The organism is Frankia sp. AgKG'84/4 (genome assembly GCF_023242965.2).
GTDB lineage: Bacteria > Actinomycetota > Actinomycetes > Frankiales > Frankiaceae > Frankia.
The window spans coordinates 1-15931 of record NZ_JALKFU020000069.1 but is presented as its reverse complement, the minus strand read 5'-3'; the positions used below and the strand labels follow the sequence as shown (position 1 = coordinate 15931).

General features: G+C 71.1%; 10 protein-coding genes. 5 read left to right on the top strand and 5 right to left on the bottom strand.

The window, feature by feature from the left end; all coding sequences use genetic code 11:
- Window position 1: 1 nt before the first annotated feature.
- From MXD58_RS07400 to MXD58_RS07385, 4 genes are all read right to left on the bottom strand, one after another.
- Window positions 2-223, bottom strand: coding sequence for a hypothetical protein (locus tag MXD58_RS07400; RefSeq protein ID WP_250609139.1), 222 nt, complete (start codon window positions 221-223; stop codon window positions 2-4).
- Window positions 224-386: 163 nt separating this feature from the next.
- Complete coding sequence (locus MXD58_RS07395) at window positions 387-1778, bottom strand: maltokinase N-terminal cap-like domain-containing protein (protein ID WP_248836687.1); 1392 nt, start codon at window positions 1776-1778, stop codon at window positions 387-389.
- Window positions 1779-1909: 131 nt separating this feature from the next.
- Complete coding sequence (gene treS / locus MXD58_RS07390; protein ID WP_248836844.1) at window positions 1910-3607, bottom strand: maltose alpha-D-glucosyltransferase; 1698 nt, start codon at window positions 3605-3607, stop codon at window positions 1910-1912.
- Between the two features lie 152 nt (window positions 3608-3759).
- Window positions 3760-5754 carry an alpha-1,4-glucan--maltose-1-phosphate maltosyltransferase gene (locus MXD58_RS07385; protein ID WP_248836843.1) on the bottom strand — a complete coding sequence of 665 codons (1995 nt, stop codon included), beginning with the start codon at window positions 5752-5754 and terminating at the stop codon, window positions 3760-3762.
- A gap of 809 nt (window positions 5755-6563) precedes the next feature.
- Here MXD58_RS07385 and MXD58_RS07380 point away from each other — a divergent pair.
- The 4 genes from MXD58_RS07380 (at window position 6564) to MXD58_RS07365 (ending at window position 10755) form a co-directional block, all read left to right on the top strand.
- The gene (locus tag MXD58_RS07380) at window positions 6564-7139 is read left to right on the top strand and encodes a TerD family protein (protein WP_248836686.1); all 576 of its coding nucleotides are present in this window, start codon (window positions 6564-6566) and stop codon (window positions 7137-7139) included.
- Between the two features lie 371 nt (window positions 7140-7510).
- Window positions 7511-8671, top strand: a complete 1161-nt coding sequence (locus MXD58_RS07375; protein WP_248836685.1) for a DUF475 domain-containing protein — start codon at window positions 7511-7513, stop codon at window positions 8669-8671.
- Window positions 8672-8879: 208 nt separating this feature from the next.
- Window positions 8880-9554 (top strand): TerD family protein, encoded by a 675-nt coding sequence (locus tag MXD58_RS07370; protein ID WP_248836684.1) that lies wholly within the window; start codon window positions 8880-8882, stop codon window positions 9552-9554.
- A 484-nt stretch (window positions 9555-10038) separates the two neighbouring features.
- Window positions 10039-10755 carry a histidine phosphatase family protein gene (locus MXD58_RS07365; protein ID WP_248841296.1) on the top strand — a complete coding sequence of 239 codons (717 nt, stop codon included), beginning with the start codon at window positions 10039-10041 and terminating at the stop codon, window positions 10753-10755.
- A 109-nt stretch (window positions 10756-10864) separates the two neighbouring features.
- Here MXD58_RS07365 and MXD58_RS07360 read toward each other — a convergent pair whose 3' ends face one another.
- On the bottom strand, window positions 10865-11305 hold the full coding sequence (locus MXD58_RS07360; RefSeq protein ID WP_248841297.1) for a DUF3052 domain-containing protein: 441 nt from the start codon (window positions 11303-11305) through the stop codon (window positions 10865-10867).
- A 313-nt stretch (window positions 11306-11618) separates the two neighbouring features.
- On the opposite strand from MXD58_RS07360, the gene metH reads away from it, so the two are divergent.
- A complete protein-coding gene (gene metH, locus MXD58_RS07355; RefSeq protein ID WP_248841298.1) occupies window positions 11619-15410 on the top strand; it encodes a methionine synthase in 3792 nt (1263 codons plus the stop codon).
- Window positions 15411-15931 lie beyond the last annotated feature (521 nt).

The following is a 15931-nucleotide window of genomic DNA, read 5'->3' as shown; positions in this document are numbered from 1 at the left end:
CTCACCCTGGTGCGCCTACGAGATCGGCATCGCACACGAGGTCGGCAGCCTGCTGCTGCCCCTGCGGGCGCAGCCGGGTGCGGTCCGCGAGGGCCACCCGGCCCTGGACCTGCGGGTCGCCGCTGGCCGCGTTCGCCGAGACGGACTCGGGCCGGCCGCCGGCCTGTGCGGCGTCCCGGCGTCCCGTCCGGTCGCTGTCGTGGTTGACCTCGCCGTTGTTCACTGGGACACCCCTGCCTCTCTCCGCCCGCGGTCCGCGTCGCGCGTCCGCTCACTGGGATTCGTGCTCGCTGCAAGTCGTGGGTCGGTGGTCTCGGGGTCGGTGATCTCGGGGTCGGTGGTCTCGGCCTGGGCGCGGTGGGCGCCTGCCACGCGGTGAGGGACCGTCACGTGGTGAGGGGCGCGGTCGCGGTGAGCCGCTCCAGCGCGGCGAGCGGGATCACCGCCCAGGCCGGCCGGTGCCGCGTCTCGTACAGCACCTCGTAGACGGCCTTGTCGAGCTCGAAGGCACGCAGCATCGCGGCGTCCTCCCGCGGGTCGCGGCCGGCCGCGTGGCCGTAGCCGCGGCAGAAAGCCTCCCGGTTACGGTCCGCCCACTCCTGCGCGCGGTGCTTCAACGCCGGCTCGTCGCCGCGTTCCAGCAGCATCGAGCGGGCCGCGTAGTCGTAGGACCGCAGCATCCCGGCCACATCGCGCAGCACCGACTCCAGGCCGACCCGGTCCGCCACGGGACGTGCCGGCTCCCCTTCGAAGTCGAACAGCACCCAGCCCGAGTCGACCCGCAGCACCTGACCGAGGTGCAGGTCACCGTGCAGGCGCTGGAAGGGCCGCGGATGCACGTCCTCGGGCGCCGCGTCGGTCAGCTCGTCGTAGGTGCCCCGCACGGCCGCCTCGAACGGCCGCAGGGTGGGCGTGGCGTCGAGCGCGGCGTCGAACCGGCCGTGCAGGTAGGCGACCAGGGCGCGCAGGTCCTGCCCGGTCGGCGAGCGGGTCGGCAGCGCCCGGGCGAGGTCCGCGTGGACCTCGGCGGTGGCGGCGCCGAGCCGCTCCGACTCGGCGGCGAAGTCCCCGCCGACCTCGTCGGGGTGCAGGTCGCCCTCGGCGTAGAGGTCGCGCACGCTGGCCAGCGCCAGCCGCCAGCCCTCGGTGCCGCTGCGCAGATACTCCTGCAGGAAGCCGAACGTGGTCTCGCGACCCTCGATCTGCCCGGAGTACCAGGCGACGGGGGCGGCGACATGCTGGCTGCCGGTGTCGGCCAGGGCCCGGGTGACCTCCAGGTCGGGGTTGACGCCCGCCCAGAGCCGGCGAAAGACCTTGAGGATGTACGCGTCGCCGTAGATGATCGACGTGTTGGACTGCTCGGCACCGACGGGATGCGACGGCAGGTTCTCCAGCGGGGTGGCGCCCGCGGCGGCCGGACCGCGCAGTTCGGCGACGAGATCGTCGCGGTGCGTCGCGCGGGCGAGGAATCGCAGTAGCGCGGCGGCGCCGTCGGGGTCCTGCAGGCCGTCGTACACCAGCCCGCCTGCGCACTCGCCCAGCAGGAAGCCCTCGTGGCCGAACGGCGCGTCGGCCCGGACCACCAGCGGGACCTGGTAATGGTCAGCGGGTCCGCGCTCGTAGTCGACGTCAACGATCAGCAGTCGCAGCGGCTCGAGGACGGTGACGTCCCGGCGGATCTGGACCCGCCCGGCGCCGCGTCCCCGGCCGGCGAACCAGCGCTGCCGGGGCAGCCAGTCGGTCAGCAGGCCCGCCAGTTCGGCGTGGTGGTCACCCATCCTCGGCCTCCTGGTACCTGTGCACGACTGTCATGGTGTCAACCTAACGCCGAGTAACCGGCTGTGATCATTGGTCCACCGGGTGCGTACCGATCGCCCTGAGCCTGTGGCGGCCGCCCGCGCGAACGTGCCTAGGGGGTGAATTCCCCCGTTCTTGTCAGTGCGAACCAATAATGGCCGTGACCGGGCAGCGTCAGCAGGTAGGGCAGGTCGCCGATCGGCGGGAAGTGCACCCGGCCGAGCAGCTCGACCGGCACCATTCCGGCGAATCTGCGCAGGTCGAGCTCGACCGGCTGGGCGAAGCGGGACAGGTTCGCGACGCACAGGACGGAGTCGTCGCCGAGCTCCCGTACATATGCGAAGACCGACGGATTGGACGCGGCCAGCTCCTCGTAACTGCCCTGGCCGAAGACGGGATGCCGCTTGCGCACCTCGATCATCCGCTTTGTCCAGGACAGGAACGAGGTCGCTGTCCGCTGCCCGGCCTCGACGTTCAGGCCCTGGTATCCGTACACCGGATCCATGATCAGGGGCAGGTAGAGGCGGGCCGGGTCGGCCGTGGAGAAACCGGCGTTGCGGTCCGGCGACCACTGCATCGGTGTCCGGACGCTGTCCCGGTCACCGAGGTAGATGTTGTCGCCCATGCCGATCTCGTCGCCGTAGTAGAGCACCGGCGAACCGGGCAGCGACAACAGCAGCGCGGTGAACAGCTCCATCTGGTCGCGGCTGTTGTCCAGCAGCGGCGCGAGACGCCGGCGGATGCCGATGTTCGCCTTCATGCGGGGGTCCTTCGCGTACTCCGCCCACATGTAGTCGCGTTCGTCATCGGTCACCATCTCGAGCGTGAGCTCGTCGTGGTTGCGCAGGAAGATGCCCCACTGGCAGTTCGGCGGGATCTGCGGGGTCTGCGCCAGGATCTCGGAGATCGGGTAGCGCGACTCGCGGCGGACCGCCATGAAGATGCGCGGCATCAGCGGGAAGTGGAACGCCATGTGGCACTCGTCGTCGGCACCGAAGTACTCGACGACGTCGGAGGGCCACTGGTTCGCCTCGGCGAGCAGCACCCGGTCGGCGTACTTGGCGTCGACCTCCTTGCGGACGCGGCGCAGGTACTCGTGCGTCTCGGGGAGATTCTCGCCGTTGGTGCCGTCCCGGACGTAGAGGTAGGGCACCGCGTCGAGGCGGAAGCCGTCGATCCCGAGGTCCAGCCAGAACCGCAGGACCTCGAGCATCGCCTCCTGCACGTCGGGGTTGTCGTAGTTCAGGTCGGGCTGGTGGGAGAAGAACCGGTGCCAGTAGTACTGGCCGCGCACCGGGTCCCAGGACCAGTTCGACTTCTCGGTGTCGACGAAGATGATGCGGGCCTCGGGGTACCGCTCGTCGGTGTCGGACCAGACGTAGAAGTCCCCGTACGGTCCGTCTGGGTCCGAGCGCGACGCCTGGAACCACGGATGGGCGTCCGAGGTGTGGTTCATGACCAGGTCGGCGATGATCCGGATGCCACGGCGGTGCGCCTCGTCGACGAGGCTGACGAAGTCCCCCAGGTCGCCGAACTCGGGCAGGATCTGGAAGTAGTCGGCGATGTCGTAGCCGCCGTCGCGCAACGGCGAGTTGTAGATCGGCAGCAGCCACAGGCAGTCGACGCCGAGCCACTCCAGATAGTCGAGCTTGTCGATGAGCCCGCGGATGTCGCCCGTGCCGTCGCCGTTGGAGTCGGCGAAGCCGCGGATCAGCACCTCGTAGAAGACCGACCGCTTGTACCAGTGCGGGTCGCGGGCGGACTCCCGCACCGGCCCGGCCGGCCCCGGGCCGGGCACGTCGGCCCCCATCGGCTCGCTGAGCGGCTGCGGTTCGTTGTTCGTCGGTTCCCCGACGAACAACGGCTCGTCCCGGGTCGAGGTGTCGTCCCGGGTCGAGGTGTCCTCCCGGGTCGAGGTGTCCTCCCGGGTCGAGAGGCCCTGGTCGGTGCGCGGCTCGTCCGTCACGACCGGGTCCGCAGGGTGAGAACGTGCGCGGGCTCTACCGCCGGGTCCAGGCGAACGAAGTTCTCCCGGCCCCACTGGTAGGTGGCCCCGGTGATCTCGTCGGTGACCTCGACGGTGTCCTGCCAGTCCAGCCCGAGCGCGGGCATGTCGAGGCGCACCGTGGTCCAGTGCGCGTTGTGCGGGTCGAGGTTGACCACGACGAGCACGGTGTCGGCCCTGCCGTCACCGGTGTCGACCAGCCGCTTCGAATAGACCATGATCTGGTCGCTGTCGGCATGGTGCACCTGCAGGTTGCGCAGCCAGTGCAACGCCGGATGGGCGCGGCGGATCTGGTTGAGCCGGGTGAGATAGGGCGCCAGCGATCGACCCGCCCGCTCGGCGGCCGCCCAGTCCCGCGGCCGGTACTGGTACTTCTCCGAGTCGAGGTACTCCTCGCTGCCCGGCTTGACCGCCACGCTCTCGTACAGCTCGTAACCGGCGTACACGCCCCAGGTCGGAGACAGCGTCGCGGCGAGAACCGCGCGGATCCGGAAGGCCGCCGGCCCGCCGTCCTGGAGATAGGCGTGCAGGATGTCCGGCGTGTTCACGAAGAAGTTCGGCCGCATGTAGTGACCGGCGTCCACGAGTTCACGGGCGTACGCCTCGAGTTCCCACTTCTGGGTGCGCCAGGTGAAATACGTGTACGACTGGGTGAAGCCGATTTTCGCCAGGGTGTGCATCATCGGCGGTCGGGTGAAAGCCTCGGCGAGGAAAAGAACGTCCGGCTCGACCGCCTTCACCTGACCGATGAGCCATTCCCAGAACTCGACCGGCTTCGTGTGCGGATTGTCGACGCGGAAGATGCGGACTCCGTGCGCCGTCCAGTGCCGGACGACCCGCAGGATCTCCTGATAGAGCCCGGTCGGGTCGGCGTCGAAGTTCAGCGGATAGATGTCCTGGTACTTCTTCGGCGGGTTCTCGGCGTAGGCGATCGAGCCGTCGCTGCGCACGACGAACCACTCGGGATGCACCTTGGCCCACGGGTGGTCCGGCGCGCACTGCAGGGCGAGGTCGAGCGCGACCTCCAGGCCGAGCGAGCGCGCGCGGGCGACGAACAGGTCGAAGTCCTCGATCGTCCCGAGGTCCGGATGCACCGCGTCGTGGCCGCCGTGCTCGCTGCCGATCGCCCACGGCGAGCCCGGGTCGTCCGGGCCCGGGACGAGGGTGTTGTTCGGGCCCTTGCGGTTGACCTCGCCGACCGGGTGGATCGGCGGCAGGTAGACGACGTCGAAGCCCATGTCGGCGATTGCCGGCAGGCGCTCGGCGGCGGTCAGGAAGGTACCCGAACGGGGCGGGTCGAGCGTCGCCCCCTCCGAACGGGGGAACATCTCGTACCAGCTGCCGTACAGCGCCCTGGGCCGGTCCACCCACACCCGGTACAGCGGCGATCGGGTGATCAGCTCACGTAGCGGGAACGCGTCGAGCAGGCTGGCCAGCCGCGGGTCGACCGCCGCACGGATCCGGTCACGTGGATCCTCGAGCGCGTCGTCGCGCAGCGCGGCGACGGCCCGGGCGATCTCCGCCCGGCGGCCCTCCGGCACGCCCGGCAGAGCCCGTAGCAGCAGCCGTGCGCCGTCCTCGAAGTCGACCGCGAGCTCGTCGACCGTCTGGCCGGCGCCGACCTTGAGCTCGATGCCGTGCCGCCAGGTGGCGACAGGATCGGACCATGCCTCGACGCGGAACCCCCACAGGCCCTCCTCGGCCGTGGTGATCTCCGCCTCGTAGCGGTCCGTGCCCTCGCCCACCGCGAGCAGGCGGACGAATGGTGCGCCCTGCCCGTCGGGGCCGGACAGCACGGCGTTCGCGCCGAGCAGATCATGACCTTCTCGAAAGACGGTCGCGCTGACAGTGAAAGTCTCGCCCACGACCGCGCGTGCGGGCCACTGCCCACACGACACGACCGGGGTCACGTCGGAGATGACAACCCGGCCTACCGAACGTCCGATCATCATGGCGACCTTATCCAGACGAACCACACCCCAATGGTCCGCCCTGTACGTGGCGAATAGCGACACCTCTGCGTGAACGGCCTGGGACCATCTCGTGGGTGATTGTTGGCATCGAGGTGGGTCTGTCTGCCCCGTCCGGATGGTTGGCGCTGAACCCGATGTTCCCCAGTTGCGGCACCGGTGAACGTCCGAACCGTGTCCGTTGTGCTGTCTGGCGGGCGTTTTCGCGGCCAGGCTGGTGACAGCGGGCAGTCCCGTGGCCGCTGGGCGCACCTCCCGGCGGTGGTGTTTCCCGTGGCTGGGGAGCCGAAAAACCCGCCCAGGCCCGTTCCGGACGTGTTACGGCGGCGTGACGGGGCTGCGGGATCCGGCCGGGTCAGCGGGCCGGTCCGCGCCTGTCGGGTTCGCGACGGCGTCGGCCGCGCCGGGCAGGTATACCCGTGCCGGCACCCACCGGCGGTGGGAACCTCCCGGGCAACCCGTTCGTCCCGCAGAGCACACGTACTCCGGTGCGTGGCCATCCGCGGGTGCAGGCGCGTCGACGATCGTGCCCGGCAGTACGCTGCCGGCGCTCGACCGGCGGGGCGCCGCGCCTGGGGCAGCGGTGGGGCGGCGGACATCAGTGCGTCGGCCCGCGCCGCCGACTGGCGTGCCCGGCACCATCAGTATCAGCGCGGCGCGGCAGGCAGGCACCCCGGCGACGAGCGACGGCGACAGTGGTCGACAGCCGGTGGCGCCAGCGAACAGCGCACCCGAACAGCGCACTCGAACTGCGCACCCGAACAGCGGTCAACACGGAGCAGGAGGACATCGTGGGAGTCAGTCTCAGCAAGGGCGGCAACGTCTCGCTGTCGAAGGAGGCCCCTGGCCTGACCAGTATTCTCGTCGGTCTCGGCTGGGACGCGCGCAGCACGACCGGCGCCGACTTCGACCTCGACGCCAGCGCCATCGCGTGCCGGTCCGACGGCAAGGTCGTCTCGGACGGGTTCTTCATCTTCTTCAACAACCTCAAGAGCCCCGACGGTTCGATCGAGCACCAGGGCGACAACCTCACCGGTGAGGGCGAGGGCGACGACGAGGCCATCACGGTGGCCCTGGCCTCCCTGCCGGCCGAGATCGACAAGATCGTGTTCCCGGTCTCGATCTACGACGCGGAGACCCGCCAGCAGAGCTTCGGCCAGGTCCGCAACGCCTTCATCCGCATCGTCAACGGCGCCGGCGGCACCGAGATCGCCCGCTACGACCTCACCGAGGACGCCTCCACCGAGACGGCGATGGTGTTCGGAGAGGTCTACCGGCACGGCGCCGACTGGAAGTTCCGCGCCGTCGGGCAGGGCTACGCCTCCGGTCTCGCCGGGATCGCCCGGGACTTCGGCGTCAACGTCTGACGCGGGCCGTCGCCGGCGGCGGGCGTGCCGGCGGCGCAAGCAGGCGGTGGGCCCGGGCCCGGTCGGTGGTCGGGCCCCCCGCGACGAACGTCACCAGTGCGGGACCACCGGTGACGTGCCGTGCCGGCCCGGCGAGTAGCCGCGGGCGTCGTGCACGGGTAGCGGGCCATCGGCCCGCGTAAACCCATTTGTCAGGTAGCGCCCGCCGAACATGCAGCTACGATGCCGTCGACCGCCGTCCGGGGCCACCTGGTCCAGGCCGACGCGGTCGCCGGCGAGTTCAGGCGACAGGGACGGATCCGAGGGACCGCGGATCCGCCGCGCGGCGCGACCGGGGTCTGGCGAGCGGTCCTGGAAGGTGTTGATTAGGCGTGCACGCCCTGCGGATCTTCGGGTGGTCTCTGGCCATCACCGTGCTGGGGGTGGCCGCGGCGGGAGTGATCGGTGGCCCCCGGGACGCGGCACTCGTGGCCATTCTCGCGGTACTCGAGATCAGCCTCTCGTTCGACAACGCGGTCATCAACGCGACGATCCTGCGCCGCATGAGCGCGTTCTGGCAGAAGCTCTTCCTCACGGTCGGCGTGCTCATCGCCGTGTTCGGCATGCGGCTGCTCTTCCCGATCGTGATCGTGGCGCTCACCGCGCACCTGAGCCCGGCCGACGTCTTCGATCTGGCGCTCAACGACGGCGCGGCCTACGGGGAGAAGCTCAACGCAGCCCACCCGGCGATCGCGGCGTTCGGCGGGATCTTCCTGTTCATGCTGTTCCTGGACTTCCTGTTCGACCCCGAGCGGGACGTGCAGTGGATCAAGAAGCTGGAGGAGCCGCTGCGCCGCGCCGGCCAGCTTGATGTCATCCCGATCGTGGTCGCGCTCGTCGCGCTGCTCGTCGTCGGCGAGGCGTTCTCCGGCGACCACACGCAGCAGGTGCTGACCTCGGGTGTCGCCGGCCTCGCCACCTACCTGGCGGTGCGCGGACTCGGTGAGTTCTTCGAGTCCCGCGGCGTCGGTGAGGAGGCCGGGGACGACGACGAGGCCGAGGAGGTCGCCGCCGCCGGTGCGGTGGGCCGCACCGGCACCACGGGCACCCCGAAGCTCGTGCTCGCCACCGGCAAGGCCGCCGCGTTCCTGTTCCTGTACCTGGAGGTCATCGACGCGTCGTTCTCGTTCGACGGCGTGGTCGGAGCCTTCGCGATCTCGCAGAACATCTTCATCATCGCCGCCGGCCTGGGCATCGGCGCGATGTACATCCGATCCCTGACGGTGTACCTCGTCCGCCGGGGCACCTTGTCCGAGTACATCTACCTCGAGCACGGGGCGCACTACGCTATCGGCGCGCTGGCGATCATTCTCGCTGTCTCGATCGAGACCGAGGTCCCGGAGATCGTCACCGGGCTCGTCGGGGTGGCCTTCATCGGGCTGGCGCTGATCTCGTCGATCCTGCACCGTCGGCGCGGGGCCGCCGACGAGGGGCCGGCGCCCGCCGGTGACGGCGACGACGCGGATCGCCAGCCGGTCGGCGCGCCGCTGTAGGGCACGCCTGTCCGAAGGCAGGGACAGCCGGAGGACTATCAGTAACCGGACGAGCCGGGGCCGACCCGCCCGCCGGGTCGGCCCCCGCTTCCGGGCTTCACGCGTCATCCATCACCACGGCGTCATCCATCACCACGGCGTCATCCTTGAACCACGGCCCGCCGGGCCGATACCGCACAGGCAGCTGGCGACCGCGAGGGAGCGGACCATGGGCATCGACTACAACAAGCGTCCCGGGCCGGCAAGCCCGGGCTCGGTCTCCCTGAGCAAGGTGACCCTGACCAAGTCCACACCGACCGTGTCGCTGAGCAAGCAGGGTGGCGGCGGGCGGCTGCACGTGAACCTGAACTGGAACCAGAGCCCGGGTGGTGGCGCCCCGCAGAAGGGCGGCTTCCTCAAGCGGGTGCTCGGCGCCGCCGGCGGCGGGACCGACCTGGACCTCGCCGCCCTGTTCGAACTCTCCGACGGTCGGTCGGGAGTCGTCCAGGCCCTTGGCGACGCCTTCGGCTCCTTCGACGGGCCGCCCTACATCCACCTCGACGCCGACGACCGCACCGGCGCCACCGCCGGCGGCGAGAACCTGTACGTCAACCTCGCCCAGGTCGCGCAGATCCGCCGGGTGCTCGTGTTCGCCTTCATCTACGAGGGCGCCGCCTCGTTCGACCAGGCCGACGCGGTGGTCACCCTGACCCCCGCGCAGGGAGCCCCCATCGAGGTACGCCTCGACGAGAAGGCCGGTGGGGCCAGGATGTGCGCGATCGCCCTGCTGACCAATACTGGTGGCGACTTCACCGTGAGCCGGGAGGTCCGGTACGTCAGCGGTCACCGTGAGCTGGACCAGGCCTACGGATGGGGGCTGAACTGGACCGCCGGCCGTAAGTGAGACACGCCGGCACCTCGCGATGACCCCCCCGGTCCCGCCACCCGGCGGCGAGGAGGATCGATACCCGATGTTCCAGCCACGCCGCGATCCCGCAGCACGGCGCGGCCGACCGGGCGGCCCACCGGGGAATTCTCGAGGCCCTGATCGACGGCGATCGCGCCCTGGCCCGCCACCGCATGCGCCGCCACCTCGAAGCCCTCACCGCGGTGGCAACCACCGCCGGCTGACCCGGCGCCCACCGGATACACCGCTGAGCGCCCAACGACTCTTCGATAGGGATAAATCGGCCGCGAAGGGCTGTCGAAGAGTCAGGACGGCTCTCTCCCACGCACGCTCCCCCGACCGAGCCGGACGGCGGCCCTGGAGCGAGGTCGGATCCTTCTCACTCCGGTACGCGGGCGCGCCGGTTGGCCGCGCCGCCGTGGCATCGTCGGATGGCCGGGTCAAACCGGCACGGCCGGCTGGGACCGGACTCGACTCGGGGGTGAACGTCCTGATCACGGAACTGATGGCGGTGCGGCACGGGCAGAGCGAGGCCAACGTCGCCTTCCCGGCGGCCCGGGCGGCGGGGCGTCCAGACACGGGCCTGACCTGTACCGACGCCGAGGTGAAGCTGACGGCCCTCGGCGAGGCGCAGGCCGCCGCGCTCGGCCGGTCGCTCGCCGCCGACTCGCCGGTCACCGCACCGCCGCAGGTTGTGGTCTGCTCGCCGTACCTGCGGGCCCGGCGGACCTACGAGATCGCCGCCGAGGCGTCCGCCGGCGCCGGGCTGACGCTGCCCACGCCGACGTTCGACGACCGGCTCGTCGACCGGCTGATGGGCGAGCTGGAACTGATGAGCAGGCTCGCGATCGAGGCCGCGTTCCCGGCGGAGGCGGCGCGGTGGCGCGCCGAGGGAACGTGGCTGTACCGCCCGCCCGGCGGGGAGAATTTTCCCGACATCGCCGAGCGCCTCGGCTCGCTGCTGACGGACTTCGACGCCGCGTATCCCGGCCGGCGGGTTCTCGTCGTCGCGCACGACGCCGTGGTCGTCGTGCTGCGCCAGATCATCGAGGGGCTGTCGTACGACGAGCTGGGACGCATCAGCGCCGCCGGCGGTATCCGCAACGCCGGAATCACCCGTTTCGTTCGCTCCGGCGACCGGCTCGCGCTCGCCGAGTTCAACACCGTCACCCACCTCGCCGGCGTGCGAGCGGGATGACCGGCGCGCGAGCGGGATGACCGGCGCGCGAGCGGGATGACCGGCGCGCGAGCGGGCTGAACAGCCCGCCCGCGGTGTGCGGGCCCACCCGCGGTGCGCGGCGGAACCGTCAGCGGTGTACGCGGCGCCAGACAACGCGCAGGCCGGACCAGTTCTCGTCGATGGCGGCGACCTTGTTGTCGACCAGGCCCCGTGGGAGGGCAACCTCGCGCAGCAGGTTCTCGTTGACGTCGCTGCGATGGCCGGCGGCGCGGCGCGGCCAGGCCAGCCACAGCCCGCCCGACGGGCGGATCGGGTCGGCGAACAGGTCGACGGCGACCGCCACGTTCGCTGCCGCCCGGCAGAACGCCACCACGACGTCGACCTGGCCCAGCCCCTCGGCCAGGCCCGCAGCGAGCGGACCGGCGACATACTCCACGTCGACGTCCCCGGGCAGGTCGGGGATCTCCCATCCGGGCGGCGCGGCGGCGAGCACGAGCCGATGGCCCGGCCGGACGCCCAGCTTGCGCGCCAGCGGGGTTGCGGAGTGGCCGGCTCCCGCGGCGGTCACAGGTTCCCCGGGCGAGTCAGGTTCCCCAGGAGCGTCGGGCGCGTCATCACGTCGTTCTCCAGGTGGTTCGCGTTCGGCGGGGGTCCCGCCGGGGGGTCAACGGCGGTGCGGCAAGGCGTGGCCGGTGAGAAATGTGCCTCATCGCGAGAGCCTCGCACGGCACTCGGCCGGCCGGAAGGGATCACGGGGGCACGGTATCGTTACGCTCAGGTCGAGAGGCGCTGCAACGGACGGAGCTCGCAACGGGCCCAGGTCCGCCACGCTCGGCCCGTACCACCGTGAAAGGGCGCCTCCCACGACCGGGAGGTGTCACATGGCCAGTTCCACTTCCGTCCGCGACGCGTCGGCGGCCGAGGCGACCCGCGAGGGTTCCGCCCCCGCCGATGGCGCCGCCCCCCGCGAGAGCGCCGCCGCCCTGCGGGAGCTGCTGGGCCAGCGGGTGGTCGTCCTGGACGGCGCCTGGGGCACGATGCTGCAGAACGCCGGGCTGACCCCGGCGGACTACCAGCTCGACTCGCTGCGTGACCATCCCAAGGACGTCGCCGGCGACCCGGACCTGCTCAACCTCACCCGGCCGGACGTCATTCTCGACGTGCACCGGCAGTACCTGGCCGCGGGCGCCGACATCACCACCACGAACACCTTCACCGCGACCAGCATCGGCCAGTCCGACTACGGGCTCCAGACGCTGGTGCGGGAGATGAACATCCGCGGCGCCCAGCTCGCCCGGCAGGCAGCGGACGAGGCCGGCGGCCGGTTCGTCGCCGGGTCCATCGGCCCGCTGAACGTGACGCTGTCGCTGTCCCCGCGGGTCGAGGACCCGGCGTACCGGGCGGTGACCTTCGAGGAGGTCCGCGCGGCCTACGCCGAGCAGATCAGCGCGCTCGTCGAGGGCGGCGTCGACCTGCTGCTCGTCGAGACGATCTTCGACACGCTGAACGCGAAGGCCGCGATCGCCGCGGCGCGGGACGTCGCGCCGCAGCTGCCGCTGTGGATCTCGGTGACGATCGTCGACCTGTCCGGGCGCACCCTGTCGGGGCAGACCGTCGAGGCGTTCTGGACCTCCATCGCGCACGCGGAACCGCTGGTCGTCGGCGTGAACTGCTCGCTGGGCGCGGAGGAGATGCGTCCGCACGTCGAGGCGCTGTCCCGGATCGCGAACACCTACACCGCCTGCCACCCGAACGCCGGGCTGCCCAACGCCTTCGGCGGCTACGACCAGACCCCCGAGGAGGCCGGCCGACTCATCGGCGAGTTCGCCGCCGCCGGGATGGTCAACATCGTCGGTGGCTGCTGCGGGACGACGCCGGCGCACATCGCCCGGATCTCCGCCGCGGTCGACGGGCGCCCGCCCCGGCCGGTGCCCGCCCCCGAGCCGCGGACGCGGTTCAGCGGCCTGGAGACCTTCGAGATCGGCCCGGACACCGGCTTCGTCATGATCGGCGAGCGGACGAACGTGACCGGTTCGGCGCGCTTTCGCCGGCTCGTCGAGGCCGACAACTACCAGGGGGCCGTCGATGTCGCCCTCGAGCAGGTGCGCGGCGGGGCGAACCTGATCGACGTGAACATGGACGCCGACCTGCTCGAGAGCGAGCAGGCGATGACGACGTTCCTGAACCTGCTGGCCACCGAGCCGGAGGCGGCCCGGCTGCCGATCATGATCGACAGCTCGCGCTGGAGCGTGCTGGCGGCGGGGCTGCGCTGCGTCCAGGGCAAGGGCGTGGTCAACTCGATCAGCCTCAAGGAGGGCGAGGAGGTCTTCCTCGAGCACGCCCGGCAGATCCGCGACTTCGGCGCCGGCGCCGTCGTCATGGCCTTCGACGAGCAGGGCCAGGCGGACACCACCGAGCGCAAGGTGGCGATCTGTGGTCGCGCGTACGACCTGCTCACCGGGATCGGCTTCCCCGCCGAGGACATCGTCTTCGACCCGAACGTGCTCGCCGTGGCCACCGGCATCGCCGAGCACAACGGCTACGCCAAGGCGTTCATCAACGCGCTGCCCCTGATCAAACAGCGCTGCCCGGGCGTGCGGATCAGCGGCGGCATCTCGAACCTGTCGTTCTCGTTCCGCGGCAACGACATCGTCCGCGAGGCGATGCACTCGGCGTTCCTGCTGCACGCGGTGCGCGCCGGGCTGGACATGGGCATCGTCAACGCCGGGCAGCTCGCCGTCTACGCGGACATCCCCGCCGACCTGCTCGAACTCGTCGAGGACGTGCTGTTCGACCGGCGCGAGGACGCCACCGACCGGCTCGTCTCGTTCGCCGAGACCGTCAGCGGCGGCAAGGGCACCCAGCGGGTCGTCGACTTGTCCTGGCGGGAGGCACCGGTCGCGGCACGGCTGTCCCACGCGCTGGTGCACGGCATCGTCGACTTCATCGAGGCCGACACGGAGGAGGCCCGCGCCGACGCCGCGCGCCCCCTCGACGTGATCGAGGGCCCGCTGATGGACGGTATGAAGATCGTCGGCGACCTGTTCGGCTCGGGGAAGATGTTCCTGCCCCAGGTGGTGAAGAGCGCGCGGGTGATGAAGCGCTCTGTCGCCTACCTGGAGCCGTACATGGAGGCGGAGAAGGCCCAGCTCGCCGCCGACCGGGCCGAGCGGGCCCGGGCGATCGAGGAGGCGGGCGGCGTCGCCGAGCCGGAGGAGGAGGGCGCCGGCGGCAGGCAGGGCAACGGCAAGGTCGTGCTCGCCACCGTCAAGGGCGACGTGCACGACATCGGCAAGAACATCGTCGGCGTGGTGCTCGGCTGCAACAACTACGAGGTGATCGACCTCGGCGTGATGGTGCCCGCGAAGGTCATCCTGGACACCGCGATCGCCGAGGGCGCCGACGCCGTCGGGCTGTCCGGCCTGATCACACCGTCGTTGGACGAGATGGTCACGGTCGCCGCCGAGATGCAGCGGCGCGGGCTGCACCTGCCGCTGCTCATCGGTGGCGCCACCACCTCGCGCCAGCACACCGCGGTGCGCATCGCCCCCGCCTACGAGTCGACCACCGTGCATGTGCTGGACGCCTCCCGGGTCGTCGGGGTCGTCTCCGACCTGCTCGACCCGGGCCGCGCCGCGACGCTCGACACGGCGAACCGGGTGGAGCAGGAGCGGCTGCGCGAGGCGCACGAGAACCGGCGCTCACAGCCGATGCTGAGCCTCGCCGACGCGCGGGCGAACCGGGAGCAGGTCGACTTCTCCGACCTGCCCACCCCGGCGTTCACCGGGCTGCGGACGGTCGCGCCAGAGCTGAGCGAGCTGCGCGAAATGATCGACTGGCAGTTCTTCTTCCTGGCCTGGGAGCTGAAGGGCAAGTACCCGGCGATTCTGGACCAGCCGGTCGCCCGCGAGCTGTTCGACGAGGGCAACGCGCTGCTCGACCAGATCATCAAGGACGGCAGCCTGCAGGCGAAGGGTGTCTACGGCTTCTGGCCGGCGAACAGCGACGGCGATGACCTGCTGATCGAGCTGGACGAGGCCGCCCGGGGCCGGGAGGTCGACGGTGCCGTCGACGGGCTGCTGCGGATGCCGATGCTGCGCCAGCAGACGGTGAAGCCGGCCGGCCGGCCGAACCGCAGCCTCGCCGACTACGTGGCACCCGCCGGTGACCACATCGGCGCGTTCGCCGTGGGCATCCAGGGCGCGAACGCGCTCGCGGCCGAGTTCGAGAGCCAGCAGGACGACTACCGGGCGATCATGGTGAAGGCGCTGGCGGACCGGCTCGCGGAGGCGTTCGCCGAGTACGTCCATCTCGCCGCCCGCCGGGACTGGTTCGAGCCGGGGTCCGAGCCGGACCTCGCGGACCTGCACGCGGAGCGCTTCCGCGGCATCCGACCCGCGTTCGGCTACCCCGCCAGCCCAGATCACAGTGAGAAGCAGGCGCTGTTCGACCTGCTCGACGCCGGCGCCGCCGGCCTCGCGCTGACGGAGTCGTTCGCGATGACCCCGGCGTCGGCCGTCAGTGGTCTGATCTTCGCGAACCCGGCGTCGACCTACTTCACCGTGGGGCGCATCAACCGCGACCAGGTCGAGGATTACGCCCGTCGCCGTGGTCTCGACATCGCGGAGATCGAGCGCTGGCTGCGCCCGAACCTGGCCTACGACCCGGACTGACGGGCGCCGGGCGGCCGGCGTGAGCCTCGCCTCGCTTCACCGCGCGGTCCATCCCACCTGTCCCGACATCTCAGTTAAAGGCGGGTGTAGTGCGGGGTAGGCGCGGCGGGTGACCTCGGCGGTTCGGGGGCGTCGCGACGAACCGGCGGGGGCATGCCGCAACGGTGCGCCGACTCGACGTCCCCGCCGAAGCCGCTGACCCGGCCAGCCCTGACCCGGCCAGCCCTGACCCGGCCAGCCCTGACCCGGCCAGCCCTGACCCGGCCACCGATCACGCCCAGGCCACTCCCACCCCGGGCTCCCCGGCCCCGACCACGCCGGCTTATCCCCCCGCTGCCACCGGCCGCCTTCCCGCCACCGCGGTGGTGCGGCGGGGTGGGCGGTGGAAAGGGCGGATCTGGATCGCCCTCGCGCTGTGTGGGGCGCTGCTGAGCTGGCCGGTGGCGATAATGCCCCGTGGAGTGGTGTAGATCGGTTCGCGTTCCGCTCTGCGTCTTTCGCTATTATGCGGCCTGAATATC